The sequence below is a fragment of the Candidatus Hamiltonella defensa 5AT (Acyrthosiphon pisum) genome, assembly GCF_000021705.1.
Taxonomy (GTDB): domain Bacteria; phylum Pseudomonadota; class Gammaproteobacteria; order Enterobacterales; family Enterobacteriaceae; genus Hamiltonella; species Hamiltonella defendens.
This window is the reverse complement of the sequence record NC_012751.1, coordinates 742027-758313: the sequence shown is the minus strand read 5'-3', so window position 1 is coordinate 758313 and position 16287 is coordinate 742027. Positions and strand designations below refer to the sequence as shown.

16 protein-coding genes and 1 pseudogene are annotated in these 16287 nt (G+C 39.3%); 5 read left to right on the top strand and 12 right to left on the bottom strand.

The features are described 5' to 3' along the window. Positions 1-48 precede the first annotated feature (48 nt). From queC to glnS, 4 genes are all read right to left on the bottom strand, one after another. Positions 49-741 (bottom strand): 7-cyano-7-deazaguanine synthase QueC, encoded by a 693-nt coding sequence (gene queC, locus HDEF_RS03655; RefSeq protein ID WP_171770496.1) that lies wholly within the window; start codon positions 739-741, stop codon positions 49-51. A gap of 121 nt (positions 742-862) precedes the next feature. Continuing rightward, complete coding sequence (gene eno, locus HDEF_RS03650) at positions 863-2164, bottom strand: phosphopyruvate hydratase (RefSeq protein ID WP_015873314.1); 1302 nt, start codon at positions 2162-2164, stop codon at positions 863-865. Positions 2165-2240: 76 nt separating this feature from the next. Continuing rightward, complete coding sequence (pyrG, locus tag HDEF_RS03645; RefSeq protein ID WP_015873313.1) at positions 2241-3878, bottom strand: CTP synthase; 1638 nt, start codon at positions 3876-3878, stop codon at positions 2241-2243. Positions 3879-3944: 66 nt separating this feature from the next. Further along, on the bottom strand, positions 3945-5603 hold the full coding sequence (gene glnS / locus HDEF_RS03640; protein WP_015873312.1) for a glutamine--tRNA ligase: 1659 nt from the start codon (positions 5601-5603) through the stop codon (positions 3945-3947). 255 nt (positions 5604-5858) lie between these two features. Between glnS and HDEF_RS13000 the strand changes: the two are divergent. The 5 genes and pseudogenes from HDEF_RS13000 to HDEF_RS13725 all read left to right on the top strand — a co-directional run. Continuing rightward, positions 5859-5960, top strand: a pseudogene (locus HDEF_RS13000) (transposase family protein); the annotation flags it as partial. A 154-nt stretch (positions 5961-6114) separates the two neighbouring features. Beyond that, complete coding sequence (locus tag HDEF_RS03635) at positions 6115-6300, top strand: helix-turn-helix domain-containing protein (protein WP_015873311.1); 186 nt, start codon at positions 6115-6117, stop codon at positions 6298-6300. Positions 6301-6528: 228 nt separating this feature from the next. Beyond that, positions 6529-6726: a hypothetical protein gene (locus HDEF_RS10900; protein WP_048901554.1), complete on the top strand. Its 198-nt coding sequence runs from the start codon at positions 6529-6531 to the stop codon at positions 6724-6726. A 39-nt stretch (positions 6727-6765) separates the two neighbouring features. After that, positions 6766-7014, top strand: coding sequence for a hypothetical protein (locus HDEF_RS11945; protein WP_148207002.1), 249 nt, complete (start codon positions 6766-6768; stop codon positions 7012-7014). Then, positions 6977-7132, top strand: a complete 156-nt coding sequence (locus tag HDEF_RS13725; RefSeq protein WP_086934980.1) for an IS3 family transposase — start codon at positions 6977-6979, stop codon at positions 7130-7132. Before HDEF_RS11945 ends, HDEF_RS13725 begins: the two co-directional genes overlap by 38 nt. Positions 7133-7654: 522 nt before the next feature. On the opposite strand, the gene der is transcribed toward HDEF_RS13725, so the two are convergent. The 8 genes from der to rlmN form a co-directional block, all read right to left on the bottom strand. Then, positions 7655-9145 (bottom strand): ribosome biogenesis GTPase Der, encoded by a 1491-nt coding sequence (gene der / locus HDEF_RS03620; RefSeq protein ID WP_015873305.1) that lies wholly within the window; start codon positions 9143-9145, stop codon positions 7655-7657. A 155-nt stretch (positions 9146-9300) separates the two neighbouring features. After that, the gene (gene bamB / locus HDEF_RS03615; RefSeq protein WP_015873304.1) at positions 9301-10488 is read right to left on the bottom strand and encodes an outer membrane protein assembly factor BamB; all 1188 of its coding nucleotides are present in this window, start codon (positions 10486-10488) and stop codon (positions 9301-9303) included. A gap of 11 nt (positions 10489-10499) precedes the next feature. Beyond that, entirely contained in the window at positions 10500-11123 is a 624-nt protein-coding gene (locus tag HDEF_RS03610) for a YfgM family protein (RefSeq protein ID WP_015873303.1), read from the bottom strand. A gap of 23 nt (positions 11124-11146) precedes the next feature. Beyond that, the gene (hisS, locus tag HDEF_RS03605; RefSeq protein ID WP_044612472.1) at positions 11147-12427 is read right to left on the bottom strand and encodes a histidine--tRNA ligase; all 1281 of its coding nucleotides are present in this window, start codon (positions 12425-12427) and stop codon (positions 11147-11149) included. A gap of 31 nt (positions 12428-12458) precedes the next feature. Beyond that, positions 12459-13571 (bottom strand): flavodoxin-dependent (E)-4-hydroxy-3-methylbut-2-enyl-diphosphate synthase, encoded by a 1113-nt coding sequence (gene ispG, locus HDEF_RS03600; protein ID WP_015873301.1) that lies wholly within the window; start codon positions 13569-13571, stop codon positions 12459-12461. Between the two features lie 465 nt (positions 13572-14036). Continuing rightward, the gene (locus HDEF_RS13720) at positions 14037-14252 is read right to left on the bottom strand and encodes a helix-turn-helix domain-containing protein (RefSeq protein WP_048901553.1); all 216 of its coding nucleotides are present in this window, start codon (positions 14250-14252) and stop codon (positions 14037-14039) included. Then, positions 14242-14988: a type IV pilus biogenesis/stability protein PilW gene (gene pilW, locus HDEF_RS03590; protein WP_015873300.1), complete on the bottom strand. Its 747-nt coding sequence runs from the start codon at positions 14986-14988 to the stop codon at positions 14242-14244. Before pilW ends, HDEF_RS13720 begins: the two co-directional genes overlap by 11 nt. A 97-nt stretch (positions 14989-15085) precedes the next feature. Continuing rightward, on the bottom strand, positions 15086-16267 hold the full coding sequence (rlmN, locus tag HDEF_RS03585) for a dual-specificity RNA methyltransferase RlmN (RefSeq protein ID WP_015873299.1): 1182 nt from the start codon (positions 16265-16267) through the stop codon (positions 15086-15088). Positions 16268-16287 lie beyond the last annotated feature (20 nt).

Sequence of the window (16287 nt, the reverse complement as noted above, 5' to 3'; positions counted from 1 at the left end):
TCGGTGAAACGTTAAATTCCTGATTTTGTTGGATCAGAAAAACAACTATCAAAGTTGGCTTTTGAGCTTCAAATTTTCGGTAACTTCTTCTTTATGAGCCAAATAATATTTTAGACCTTTTAAACGCAATTCGCACGAGAGACATTCGCCACATCCATCGCCTTGAATACCATTGTAACAAGTCAGTGTTTTATTTCGAATCAGTGGCATTTGTTGATAATAATCGGCCAAAGCCCAAGTTTCCGCTTTATTCAGCCACATTAAAGGGGTGACAAAAGTGATATTTTTTTGCATCCCCAATGTCACTGCATGATTGAGCGATTTGACAAACTCATCCCTGCAATCAGGATACCCGGAAAAATCAGTTTCGCAGACACCTGTAATGACCACATCTGCGTCTAATTGATAAGCATAAATCGCCGAAAAAGTCAGGAATACAATATTTCTACCAGGTACAAAAGTATTAGGCAGCGAGCCTTCGCTGTTTTGCTTTTTTGGAAGAGGAATATTTTCCCTCGTCAAACTGCTCACCGTGAGCTCGTTAAGAAGTTGAAGATCTAATATTTTGTATGAGGTGGCTTGAAGTTTTTTTGCCAGCGCTTGTGCTATCGCGATTTCAGATCGATGGCGCTGCGCATAATCGAAAGTAATACAATGGACTTCATCATATTGATGTAAAGCCTGGATCAGGCAGGTCGTAGAATCCTGCCCCCCACTGAAAACCAGAACTGCGCGTTTGATAGGATTATTTTTTCTCATATTTTGGATTTTTTAGCTCAGTTAAAGCTTTTGCAAAACAGACCAGGATCTGGCAATTTAAGACCTCCTTGGCAGCAAAGCGTTCTGTCAAGGAGATTATCTCTTAGCTTTGGCCTTTCACTTCTTTTAAACCGTTAAAAAGGGCACGTTCACCCAATGCTTCTTCAATCCGTATCAATTGATTGTATTTAGCAACACGATCAGAACGACTCATAGAACCTGTTTTAATCTGGCCTGCAGAGGTGCCCACCGCTAAATCAGCAATGGTGGCGTCTTCTGTTTCACCAGAACGGTGAGAAATAATCGCAGTGTAACCTGCTTCTTGCGCCATTTTAATCGCGGCTAATGTTTCAGTCAGAGAGCCTATTTGATTAAATTTAATTAAAATTGAATTGGCGATCTTTTTTTGAATGCCTTCTTTGAGAATTTGAGTATTGGTGACAAATAAATCATCTCCAACCAATTGAATTTTATCGCCTAATACTTGAGTTTGATATTTAAATCCTTCCCAATCTGATTCGTCTAACCCATCTTCAATCGAAATAATAGGATATTTTTGGGTCAGATTTTCCAAAAAATGCGTAAATTCTTCTGATGTAAAGGTCTTTCCTTCTCCTTTCAATTCATAACGATTTGTTTCTTTATTGTAAAATTCAGAGGCCGCACAATCCATCGCAAAAGTGATGTCTTTACCTAAAACATACCCCGCTTTTTCTACGGCTTCTTTCATCGTTTCTAGAGCCGCTGCATTGGATTCGAGATTTGGCGCATATCCGCCTTCGTCACCCACTGCAGTACTCAGATTTTTAGACTTAAGTACTTTGGCCAGATGATGAAAAACTTCAGATCCCATTCGAACCGCTTCTTTAAAGCTCTTCGCCCCGACAGGCTGGATCATAAATTCTTGAATATCAATGTTGTTGTCAGCGTGTTCACCACCGTTAATGATATTCATCATCGGTAATGGCATGGAAAATTGACCAGGCGTGCCATGAAGCTCAGCAATATGCTCATACAAAGGCATTCCCTTAGAAGCAGCACCTGCTTTTGCAACCGCTAAAGAAACGGCCAAAATGGCATTAGCCCCAAAATGAGATTTATTTTCAGTCCCGTCTAAATCAATCATCAATTGATCAATATGTTGCTGATCTTTCGCATCTTTACCTAAAAGCGCCTGTGCGATAGAACCATTCACGGCCTCAACTGCCTTCAGAACGCCCTTCCCTAAAAATCGGGCAGGGTTACCATCGCGCAATTCTAACGCTTCACGTGAACCGGTGGAGGCCCCTGATGGCGCAGCGGCCAAACCGATAAATCCCCCCTCTAAATGGGCTTCTACTTCTACTGTGGGATTACCACGAGAATCAATGATTTCTCGGGCGAGTATTTTTGCAATTTTAGACATCGTATTTTCCTTAAGTAGGTATTCAATATAATTTGGAAAAAAATCGTCTTTTAGGCAAATTTTTTCGACAGTATGTTTATTTTAGTGAATCTTGATGATGTGCTAAAGCGGATTTCACAAAACCAATAAATAATGGATGACCATCACGAGGCGTTGAAGTAAATTCAGGGTGAAATTGACACGCAACAAACCAGGGATGATGCGGTAATTCAATAATTTCAACGAGTTTTTTATCCATGGATCGACCTGATACACTCAGCCCCGCCGCTTCTATGATGGGTAATATCATGTTATTGACTTCATAACGATGACGGTGCCGCTCTATAATAATGGGCTTTTCATAGAGTTGATGTGTCAAGCTCCCTTTGACCAGGTGACATTTTTGCGCCCCCACCCTCATGGTGCCCCCCAGATTACTTTTTTCTGAACGAACAGCGATTTCACCATCTTCGTTTTGCCATTCCGTAATCAATCCAATCACAGGATAACGGGCATCAGGGTCAAATTCAGTCGAATTGGCTTTTTCCATTCCCGCAACATGACGAGCAAATTCTATCAAAGCAACTTGCATACCCAGGCAGATCCCCAAATAAGGAATGCGATTTTCCCGTGCATATTGAGCAGCGACAATCATGCCTTCAATTCCCCGATGTCCAAATCCTCCAGGAATGAGAATAGCATTCAAGCCTGCCAATTTTTCAATCCCAACTGTTAGGAGCTCTTGTGCATCTATCAACTGAATATTAACTTTGACCCGATTTTTTAAACCTGCATGTTTTAAGGCTTCAATCACTGATTTATAGGCATCAGGCAATTCTATATATTTTCCTACCATACCTATGCTCACAGTTCCTTCACAATGACATTCTTCGTATAACACTTGCTCCCATTGCCCCAAATTGGCTTTGGGGCACTTTAAGTTAAATTTATCGCAAATATATTGATCAAGCCCTTGCGACTGTAATATTTTTGGAATTTTATAGATAGAATCCACATCTTTGAGAGAAATCACCGCTTTTTTTTCTACATTACAAAATAACGCAATTTTTGAGCGTTCATGATCGGGTACTTCATGATCTGAGCGACAAATTAATACATCCGGCTGGATGCCAATAGAAAGCAATTCCTTGACTGAATGCTGTGTTGGCTTAGTTTTGACTTCACCGGCAGTGGTGAGATAAGGCAATAAAGTCAAGTGAATATAAAGAGCATGACTGCGACCCACATCTGTCACCATTTGACGAATGGCTTCCAAAAAGGGTAAAGACTCAATATCACCTACTGTGCCTCCAATTTCTACCAAAGCGACGTCATAGCCTTGCGCTGCGATCACAATACGTTCTTTGATGGCATTCGTGATGTGAGGGATCACCTGAACGGTCGAGCCTAAATAATCCCCCCTGCGCTCTTTTTGAAGCACTTCAGAGTAAATTGCACCTGTTGTAAAATTATTATGCCGTGTCATTTTAGTGCGAATAAAACGCTCATAGTGACCCAGATCTAAATCGGTCTCTGCGCCATCTTCAGTGACAAAAACTTCGCCATGTTGTTTTGGGCTGATGGTGCCGGGATCTAAATTGATATAGGGATCAAGTTTCATGATGGTGACTTTGAGAGATCGGGCTTCTAGTATGGCGGCCAAAGAAGCAGCAGCTATCCCCTTACCCAGAGAAGAAACCACCCCTCCGGTGACAAAAATATAATTCGTTATCATATGAACCTAAAGGGTAAAATTTTAATAGATGAGATTCAAAAATCTGTTCATCCCGTTTCAATGCATTTAAAGATCATACAAAGCGCTTTCGCCCCGCAAACTCACGGTACGATTAAATACCAAATGCTTTTCAGAAGAATCTTTATCGGTACAAAAATAGCCCTCGCGCTCAAATTGATACGTTTTGCCTTCTTGCGTGTTGGCTAGACTTGGTTCCACAAAGCCTTGACGTATGAATAATGATTCAGGGTTGAAGGCCTCTAAAAAGAGACAGGTGTCTGCATGCGACGCCGTCAATAAATGATGGTATAAGCGAATTTCAGCAGGAACAGCGTCATCGGCAGAAACCCAATGAATCACCCCTCTTATTTTACGGCCATCTGAGGGATCTTTATTGAGCGTCTCAGGATCATACTCACAGTGAATTGCCGTAATCATGCCTTGAGCATTTTTTTCAACATACTTTGCTTTAACGACATAGGCATGACGCAGCCGAACTTCTTTGCCCAACACCAAACGCTTATATTTTTTATTGGCTTCTTCGCGGAAATCGGCTCGGTCAATATAAAGCACACGATTAAAAGGCATCTGGCGATGCCCCATACCAGGGTTATTCGGGTGATTAGGCACCGTTAGCCACTCTTTTTCATCAGAACGATTATCAATGATTAATTGAACAGGATCTAATACCGCCAAAGCGCGCGGCGCATTTTGATTCAGATCTTCACGAATACAAGCTTCTAAAGCACTCATTTCGACCTGATTGTCCTGTTTAGTGACACCAATACGGTGACAAAACTCACGGATAGAAGCGGGTGTATAGCCTCTTCGTTTTAACCCTGAGAGGGTCGGCATGCGGGGATCATCCCAACCGGTCACTTTTTTTTCTTTGACCAAGAGATGAAGTTTTCGTTTGGACATCAGGGTATGTTCAAGATTCAAACGAGAAAATTCATATTGCCTCGGATGACAATCGATACTGATATTCTCCAGAACCCAATCGTATAAACGCCTGTTATCCTGAAATTCTAACGTACAGAGCGAATGGGTAATCCCCTCTAATGCATCAGAAATACAGTGCGTAAAATCATACATCGGATAGATACACCATTGATCACCTAGTTGGTGGTGCTCAGCAAATTTAATACGATACAAAACAGGATCACGCATGATCATAAAGGGAGAAGCCATATCAATTTTTGCACGCAGACAAGCAGCGCCTTCTGCAAAACCGCCTGCTCGCATTTTTTTAAATAACTCTATATTGTCTTCAACGGTGCGGTCACGAAAAGGGCTGTTTTTGCCAGGCGCTGTTAAAGTGCCACGGTATTCACGCATTTGTTCGGCATTTAACTCATCGACATAAGCCAATTCTTTTTGAATCAACTCAATCGCATATCCGTATAAGGACTCAAAATAATCTGAGGAATATCGCACCGCGCCGCTCCATGCAAACCCTAACCACTGCACATCACGTTTGATAGATTCAATATATTCCTGCTCTTCTTTTTCTGGATTGGTATCGTCAAAACGTAAATGACATTCACCTTGATAATCTTGTGCCAGACCAAAATTCAAACAAATGGATTTGGCATGACCAATATGGAGATAACCATTCGGTTCAGGTGGAAAGCGGGTTCTGATGAATGAATGCTTACCTTGAGCGAGATCCTCTTCAATGATATGACGAATAAAGTGATTCGGACGTTCGCTGGCCTCGTTCATGACTGTATTCCTGTTATTCCCCAAAAAAACAAATATTTTAAGCTTTTTTATTGAAGGCCGCCACTGCGTTGAATAAAGAAAGATATCAAACCTGCAGTGCGATTGAATGTTTCTTTGGCAAGATAAAAGAAAAAAAAGGCTCGCTTTACACTTAGATAAACTCAATGTCGCCTTCTTTTCTTTCTTCGCTATCTCTTGTCTTAAAATCTTTAAATAACTTTATTAACAACACTATAGCAATGCTAATGATATTAGAAATATTTACGCGAATATCGGACCTATTTCCATATTAGTAAAATTTATGGGGTCAGTGAGGGTTATATATACCAGCTGATCCTCTGGGTTGAGGATACCTTGTTTTCAGAATATATAAATTAATCAAAATTAAATCGCTTATCCATATTTCCGGACACTTCAAAAGACTGCTAGTAAAATGTCTCCAGGAGGAAAAAATGGACAATAAAGTGAAGCGGTCGAAATACAGTCTGGAGTTTAAACGAGACGCGGCAAAGTGAGTCATAGAAAAAAATATCCCTGTCGACAAGCGGCAGACAGTTTGGGGGTTTCATTAAGTGCTATCAGACGCTGGGTCAGTGCTGAAAAAGGGGCGACAGGCGCTGAACAGGCAAATCCTGGCTTGGCAGAGCGTGAAATTTTAAAAAAAGCGGCGGTCTTCCTTGCGAAAGAAAACGGATAAGATTTCTGTTTATTCGTGAGCAAAAGAAGACCTGTCCGGTGCGCTTGTTATGTTGTGTGATGAAAGTCAGTCGCAGTGCTTTAGGTAACGTCTCCGGCCATGAGGGCGCTGGAGCGGACGGCGGTCAGGATATTGAGTGAACATAAACCAACACTGGGTTCACGCAGATTGAAACTGAAATTCAATCAGGCCGGCTTTCAGGTCGGTCGCTTTAAAACGCGTCGTTGAATGGCTTCGTTATCATTAATCGCCCGTTATCCGAAGCGTTACCGGGTGAAAACAGACAGTCAGCATCACCAGCAGATTGCCCCGAATCTGCTGGACCGGCAATTGACCGTGAATCCACGCAATCAAGTGTGGCCAACCGATATCACCTGCATCCGTACCTGTCAGGGTTGGCAGTATCTCGCTATCGTCATGGATTGATATTCACGCCAGATAGCAGGCTGGGCCCTGGCAAGGCATATGCGGACTGAGCTCTGTGTAGCGAAATGGCGTATTGGCGTAGAAAGCCCGATAGGGGGCTCATTCACCACTCAGATAGAGGCAGTTCAGTACACCAGTAGCGAATACAGGCAACATCTGTCGGTCATGGGGGTATGCGGGCAAGCCACAGTGGAAAAGGCCAGTGCTGGGATAATGCCCCTTACAGAGCGCTTCTTCCGCAGTCTGAAATATGAATATTTGCACTACGAAGCTGAAAGATCATCTTGATGCCAAGTTGAGTGTGTTGGATTATTTGGCTTATTACAATAGTAAACGTCCCCACAGTGTACTGGGATATCTTTCACCCATGCAGTTTGAGCGAATACCATTAATCAATGTGTCTTAAAAATGTGTCCGGTTTTACTTGACCATTACAAGGGTAAACCCCAATAAAAAGCGTCAATCAAGTTAGACAGTGAGGCCCTTTAGCCTGCCAATCTGTGTCAAAGCAGCAGCGCTGACCTTTTGGGCATACCCGTAGAGGCAGGGCATCTCGTCGGCAAAGCCGCTTTCATTGAGATAAACCAGAGATTTTCCCTGCTTTTGATAGCCGCCTATTTTCTCCTGGAACAGGCACCGCCTCTTAGTCTGCCTTGGGGTGAGGCAGAGTTTTTTTATAGGTCAGACTCTATATTTTCAACGCTCGCCAAATGGTTTTAGGGCACACTGTGAAAACGGTTGGCGGTTTCTCTGATGCTCAGTCCTTCTTGCTCTCGAATACGGAGAATTTTTTTACGAAAATCCAGTGAATAACTCATAGTAAACTGATTCGGATTAATTCTTTATATCTTAATCAAAAATTAAATCGTTTAGCCATATCATTTAAAGTGAAAATTGACTCTCTTATCCAAAACTCAGGTTAATTAATTTATCTTTTTTTTAAATGCGTTATCAGTCGTTTGCGTTTACGGACTTGATTGGGCGTTAAAGTATTGCGTTTACTTGCAAAAGGGTTCTCCGATTCTTTGAATTGGATCCGGATCGGAGCTCCTATTATTTTTAATGAACGACGAAAATAGTTCATAAGATAACGTTTATAAGAATCATTAATTGCGGTTACTTGATTTCCATGGATCACGACAATCAGTGGATTATAGCCGCCAGAATGAGCATATTTAAGCTTGACACGTCGACCACGGACAAGAGGAGGTTCATGTTCTTCTTTTGCCAATTGCATAATACGTGTGAGTAAAGAAGTGTTGATCCGTTTTGTAGAACAGTCATAAGCTTCTTTAATGGATTTAAATAAATTTTCAACACCGCTACCATGCAAAGCAGAAATAAAATGCGTTCGTGCAAAATCCATAAACCCTAAACGTAAATCTAAACTGTTTTTTATTTGCTTTCGCTTTTCTGAAGAAATAGCATCCCATTTATTGACGGTAATCACTAATGAACGCCCGCTGTTTAAAATAAAACTCAGCAAAGACAAATCCTGATCAGAAACCCCTTCATTTGCATCAATGACTAACAACACAACATTGGCATTTTCAATTGCTTTAAGGGTTTTTATGACAGAAAATCTTTCAACTTTTTCCTTTATTTTTGCGGATTTACGGACACCGGCAGTATCAATAAAAATATATTCTCTGTTATTACGGATTAAGGGAATATAAATACTGTCTCGAGTGGTGCCTGGTATGTCATAAACCAACATACGATCTTGAGCCAAAATATGGTTAACGAGTGTAGATTTACCCACATTGGGACGGCCCACAATCGCCAGTTTAATAGGTAAACTCTCAGGATTACAAAGAAATTTTTTGCTCTCTAAAAAATCTGTTTTATCAACCTCAGTTTTTTGCTTTTCCCAATAAGAGGAATTGAGTTCCTCTTCACTGAGCTCAATAATGGGCTTTTCGGGTACAAAAGGCGTGATAACTGAACTCATCAGTTGTGCGACACCACGACCATGAGAAGCTGCAATACCATAAACTTTACCTAAAGCTAATGAATAAAAATCAGTCAATGCAGTGTCAGAGTTCATGCCATCGATTTTATTAGCCACCAAAAAAGTGGCTTTTTTGCGTTTACGTAAATGTTTAGCTATTTCTAAATCTGCTGGCAGCAGACCAGCACGGGCATCCAGTATAAAGAGCACAACGTCTGCTTCTTCAATCGCTAAAAAAGACTGATGTGTCATGTGTTTTTGAATATTTTCTATTCCTTCAATTCCATTTATACCCCCTGTATCAATAATAATAAATTTATGGTTTTCAATTTCAGCGTGGCCGTATTGGCGATCTCTGGTTAATCCTGGGAAATCGGCCACTAATGCATTAGCTGTCTGGGTTAATCTGTTAAAAAAGGTAGATTTACCTACATTTGGGCGTCCAATTAACGCAATAATAGGTATCATTGTCATTCTCACGACTTATTTTCATTTAAATTCTTTGTCAAATCTTGCCAAGTGGCGTAAAAATTTGAGGGATCAGTTATTTTAAAATAATGTACCCGCTATTTTTCCTGTTTGCTGATCTCTAATCGGTCGTTTATTTTATTAGATACTAGAATTTATTTTTGTACAAATGAATAAACAGTACCATCTCTGGCTTGGATAATCAGTCTACCCGATATTTCTATAGGAGCACTTAAAAATCCAGAACGATTGACTTTTTGTTGTGTGACAAAACGTCCGTCTTCGGTATTCAACCAGTGTAAATATCCTTCGGAATCTCCTACGACTAAGTAGCCATTATAAATCAGTGGGGCCGTTAAACTACGATGCAATAAATCGCTTTGTTTCCAAACTGGAATACCAGTATCAGATTTTAACGCGAGGAGTCGATCATTTTGATCTACAAGATAGATATAACCTGCATGTATTGCAAAATCATTCACTGATCCTAAGTTACGTTTCCACAAAATTTCTCCTGAATTTAGTTGCAGTGCAACGAAATTACCATTATAGGCGGCCGCATAAACAATACCATTTACTATGAGAGGTCTCATATCAACGTCATTAAGACGCTCAATTTCTGTTGAGCCTCTCACTTCAGAAATCACCTGTTGCCAAATAAGCTGCCCTTGATCCATCGTAACAGCACTGACACGACCGTTGTCACCACCAAAAACAGCGGTGCCCGATGAGATAGCAGGAGCTGATTCACCTCGTAATGAGAGTGTTGGTATGTCTAAATTCAAGGTCCAATCAATGCTTCCATTTATTTTATTTATTGCTTGAATTATTCCGTTACCAGTATGAATTAATATTAAATCACTACTGATAATAGGACGAGACAATACTTCACCTGCAACCTGGGTTTTCCAAACAACTCTGCCATCAGAAACATTGAGCGCAAAAAGGATAGCGTGTTCACTTCCAACATAGACAAGATCGCTATCGACCGCTAATCCTCCGGATAACATGGCAGAATCATTTTTAGTAGAGATAAAACCTGTTTTTTGAGATAAATTTGTTTGCCAAATCACCTTGCCTGTATCAAGTTTTAGCGATTTAACCCATCCATTACGGTCCGCAACAAATAAGGATGTATCGTTTCCGACAGGACGTAGATGAGAATAGTATTTTCCTATCCCTCGACCAACGGATGTACTCCACAGTGGATTTAAGGTAAATTGATTTTTGACTTCTGGTAAAGGTGATAGAGTGACCACATCTTTTTCGCTATTAAAAAATGCACAGCCATTAAGTAAAAAAAGACAGAACATTCCTAACCAAAATATTTTATAAAATTGCATGAAAACTTCCTTTAATCGGATAAATTATTCAATTTAAGACGTAATAATTGTGATGAAGCAATAGATGACTCTATACTTTTTTTGTACGCCGCTCGTGCGCCTGCTATATCATTTTTTTCTAATAAAATATCTCCTCGTATATTCTCAGCCATGCCTAGCCAAAAATCAGAGTATATATTATCTAAGCTTTTTAAAGCTTTATCGAATTGCTTTAACTGTAATTGTACTCGAGCTAAACGTAGATAAATTAACGAAAGCAGATTGTTATCTTTTGTATTGAGCAATGCCGATATCAGTTGTTGCTCCGCTTTATCAAAAGCCTGATTTTCAACGAATTTTTTCGCTAATTGCAACGCGATAAATCCCGAATAATTATTGTAATTTTTTTGAATAAATTTTTCAGCCTTTGAGATGTTTGGCTCACTTATGTCTTTATCATTGAGAAAAAGCTGACTGATATCTTGATAAGAGGAAGAAGAAATTGACACGAAGCTGCTTTGATAGTTTTGCCAATAACGCCAAGCGAAAAGCGCTAGTACGCCTATTAATAGGCCCAGTGCAAGTGCTTTCCGGTTTTTACGTAAAAAAATTCGAAAAGCTTCAGTTTCAATACTTTGAGTTGAAGATCTGTTCAAAATGCATCCCTTGTAGTTAAAATTTATTCAATGAAAATTTTATTAAGAAATAAGATAAGATCTTCTTGCATTAATAAATTCTGTTCTCCTGTAAGAAGGTTTTTGATCACAATTTTTTGTTTTGCTATTTCGTTCTCACCTAATATTAAGGCAAAAGTCGCGCTGCATTTGTTAGCCGAAGATAATTGTTTAGATATTTTTTGCTTACCGTAGTGCAGCTTTAATTTTAGTTGAGGCAAACTGTCACGAATTTTTTCTGCTAATTTTATTGCCTTAGCTCGAGAAGTATTGTTTTCAGAAACGAAATAAACATCCAATTTTGGAGAAAGGTAAAAATCAGGGTTCACCTTTTTAACCAACAAAACTAACCGCTCAAGCCCAATAGCAAAACCTACTGCTGGGGTTGAATCTTTTCCTCCTAATTGTTCGACCAGACCATCATAGCGCCCCCCTGCACAAATAGCTCCTTGAGATCCTAAATGATTGGTCACCCATTCAAATACCGTTTTGTTGTAGTAATCTAACCCTCTTACCAAGTATGGATTGACACGATAAGAGATGCCCGATTCATTCAAAAATTGACAGAGTGTTAAAAAATGCTGTTTCGATTCATCATTGAGATATTCGGACAATAGGGGGGCATCTGCGAGTATTTTTTGAACAACCTGATCTTTCGAATCTAATAGCCGTAATGAATTTTTGTGCATTCGATGAATTGCTTCTTCAGTCAATTGAGCTTTATTTTTTTCTAAAAATTTCAACAAAGATTCACGATACCTTGAACGCTCTTCTATCGAACCAATTGAATTTAATTCCAATTGAACATAATTTAAAATCCCTAGCTTCTTCCAGAATCGGGCGGTCATTAAAATAAGTTCTGCATCAATATCTGGCCCATACAAACCAAATACTTCTACACCTAATTGATGGAACTGACGGTAACGGCCTTTTTGTGGTCTTTCGTAACGAAACATGGAGCCAATATACCAAAAACGTTGTTCCTTATTGTGAAAAAGACCATGCTCAACACCGGCACGAACGCAGCCTGCTGTCCCTTCGGGACGCAAGGTTACACTTTCACTATTGCGGTCATCAAAGGTATACATCTCTTTTTCTACTACATCAGTGACTTCACCAATCGCTCGTTTAAACAATGTTGTAGTTTCTATGATTGGGATGCGAATTTCGTTATAACAGTGGGTTGCAAGTATATTTTTCAAAGTATTTTCAATTTGCTCCCATAATTCGGAATCTGGAGGCAGACAATCATTCATTCCGCGAATGGCCTGTAACTTTTTCATCACATCTGTCATATTTTCATTACTTCCGAAAAGATCAAAGTTGATTTATTTGAATCCGATTTTTTTTATCTAATAAGGCTGCTTTGGCACGAATTTTGGCTTCGAGTTGATCAATGATTTGTTGATTATCAAGTCGACCTTTACGTTCACCCTCTTCGAAAAAGCCACTTTTGTTACGTGCTCCAGTGACGCCTAAAGTAGACACTAACGCCTCACCTGGGCCATTAACAACACAACCAATAATAGAAACATCCATAGGAGTGACGATATCTTCTAGACGTTTTTCAAGCGCATTAACGGTACCAATAACATCAAATTCCTGACGCGAACAGGTTGGGCACGCAATAAAGTTAATACCTCGAGACCTGATACGCAAAGATTTCAAGATATCAAAGCCGGCTTTGATTTCTTCTGTTGGATCGGCGGCCAAAGAAATGCGCAAAGTATCTCCTATTCCTTCAGAGAGAAGGATTCCTAAACCTATCGCGGATTTTATAGAGCCACTACGAGCCCCCCCCGCTTCTGTTATGCCTAAATGTAAGGGTTGATCGATACGAGTTGCTAAAAGGCGGTATGAATGGATAGCTAAAAAAACATCTGATGCTTTTACACTGATTTTAAATTGATCAAAATTGAGGCGTTCTAAAAACGAGACTTGGCGCATTGCCGATTCTAATAGTGCCTCTGGTGTCGGTTCTTTGTATTTCTCTTGAATGTCTTTTTCTAATGAACCGCCGTTAATACCGATTCGGATTGGAATCCCGTGATGACGTGCACTGGCAACAACATCGCGAATACGAAGTTCACTACCAATATTACCAGGATTAATGCGTAAGCAATCTACACCATACTCTGCTACTTTTAGAGCAATACGATAGTCAAAATGAATATCAGCAACTAATGGAACAGAAGCTTGTTGTTTGATCTGGTTAAACGCTTCCGCAGCCTCCATAGTGGGTACAGAAACCCTTACAATATCTGCACCAACAGATTGCAATGCTTTAATTTGAGCTACCGTCGCAGCCACATCTGTGGTTTTTGTATTGGTCATGGATTGAACGCTGATCGGTGCATTCTCTCCAATAGGAACTTTCCCTACATAAATGCGGGTCGATTTGCGTCTAATGATGGAGGATAAGTTATACATGATATTCCCTTAAACGCCTGTAAGTCAAAAATTGCGCCCAATGTTGCCATTTACTTGAATATTAGAGTGTACTAAGTAGTAATTTAGGATCAATTGACTTTTTATTATTACTGTCGGCGACAGACAGGTTGTTTTTTTGAACCAAACCAAAATAGAGGCATGAGGTAGTTGAACTTCAGTCATCGGTGATGTTGAGTCGTTTTTTTTATTAATGAGTCTTGTGTCAACAATTTTACTGATGATTCGATATTCATGCTGTTAATTTCTGTTTTTTGAATTTTATTATTTTGACACCACCAAGCACCAGTTAATCAAAAAATTGTGAATAAAATAAACTAAGTAGATAGAATTAGACATCTATGCCATTCTTTGCTCTTTTTATTAGATAAAAATAAAGTTTATTAGATGTTTTTATTACCTAAATTTCTTCATTGAGTTTTGATAATAATGCTTCTCTTGGTAGATTCAATAATTTTGCATAAGAACGAATATAACCGAGCTCAAAAGCAGAAAAAAACTGGGCGTAAGATTGTTTTCTTCAATTTTTTGAATGGTAGACAATCTTAGGCATAAACGATCCGCTACCGTTTGTTGTGTTAATTTTGATGCTTCGCGAGCTTTTTTTAGGCGAGCTCCAATTGTTTCTATTGCAATTTTATGTTCAATACATCTAGTCTTCATGGGCTAAATAATCTTTATACTCTTTTGAGTGTGAGAAATCTCTCGCTAATTGTTTGCCGATATTTTGTACGCTGTCCTCATCTCCAAATTTATAGGATAAATAAATTTGTAACAATAGAACTTCAGCACAAACAGGTAAAACACTTTGATGCACATTTAACAAAAATTGAGCGTGGTCGTATTTTTTAAATTCAAATTGTTTTTTTGCTTTTTCTATGAGAAATCTGCCTTTTTCTGCATCATATTTTAAGGCTCTGCTTATCAGCATTTGAGCAAATTTATATTGCTTAGCTTCAAAAAAACAGTACCCTGCATTTTCTAAGTTGTCTGCAATTTCAATATAATCTGTTGAAAGTACTGCGGCACTAAACTGTTCCTGTGCAGAAGCATAATCTCCTTGTTTACATAAAAAAGTACCGTAATGATTCATCACCGTAGCATTTAACGGTGCTAATTTCAGAATTTTTTGATAACGTTGATGGGCGGCTTTATTTTCTCCCACGTTTTGTTCGTAGAGAGCCATACCTAACTGAGCTCGATAATCCTCTTCATTCTCAAGCAGTGCTTTTTCAAAATTTTGACGCGCCGCTTTGTAATCACCTTGTTTTAAATATTCTAAGCCCAACTGTAAACGTGTTTGCCGTGCTGCTTGTTCGCGTGATTTATCTGATATATGTGTACAACCCATTAAAAAAGAGCTGATCAAAAAAATTTTCCAAAATATATGAAGGGTCATATTTTAGTCTTGACCTTTTTTCGTATTGATTTTTTAAAAAAATTTTACGGTGTGAGGGGAATACTTAAAACATTTTAATACTCAATAATATATGGATTCACCATCTATTATTTTTTTTTAATGTACGTTTGGTGCGATCAATCACATCTCCTGCTAATTGACCACAAGCAGCATCAATATCATTCCCTCGGGTTTTACGTATAATCGTCGTGAAATCATATTGCATTAATACCTTTGCAAAACGATCTATCCGACTATTGGAGCTACGTCCATAGTCAGCACCAGGAAAAGGATTCCAAGGAATTAAATTAATTTTGCAGGGAGTATTTTTCAAACAATCAGCTAACTGATGAGCTTGTTTTAAACTGTCATTCACATGATTAAGCATGACGTATTCAATCGTCACTCTGCCTTGATTGGCATTAGATTTTGTCAAGTAACGGCGAACCGCTGCTAACAAGGTTTCAATATTATATTTACGATTAATGGGAACCAGTTCGTTGCGGATATCATCCGTCGGGGCATGAAGAGAAATCGCTAGTGCAACGTCTATCATATCACCTAATTTATCTAAAGCAGGCACAACACCAGAGGTGGACAATGTGACTCGTCGTTTAGATAAGCCAAAACCAAAGTCGTCCATCATAATAGCCATGGCTGGCACAACATTATTGATGTTCAGTAAGGGCTCTCCCATACCCATCATCACAACATTAGTGATAGGGCGTTGACCTTTTGATTTTAAAGAACCGATGATTTTAGCAGCACGCCAAACTTGGCCAATAATTTCGGAGACGCTCAGGTTTCGGTTAAAGCCTTGTTGAGCGGTAGAACAAAATCGACATTCAAGTGCACAGCCGACCTGTGAAGAAACACAGAGGGTTGCACGGTCTGATTCGGGTATGTAAACGGTTTCGACCTGTTGATCTCCCACTTTTATTGCCCATTTAATGGTGCCATCAGAAGAACTTTGTTCTTTCGCGACCTCTGGCGCACGAATTTCTGCTATTTTTTGTAATTTATCACGTAACTGTTTGTTGATATCTGTCATCAAAGAAAAATCATCATAACAATAATGATATATCCACTTCATGATTTGATCAGCCCGAAAAGGTTTTTCACCTATTTTGACAAAAAAATCCCGTAGTTTTTGTCGATTAAAATCCAGCAAGTTGATTTTTTTGTTAGTCGGTTTGATAGTCTGCAGTGTGCTTTCAGATGGGATTATGCTGACAGGAATATCTGATAACGAAACAGAATACGGTCTTAATTGAGACATAAAAAATGAGCGCCTTTTTT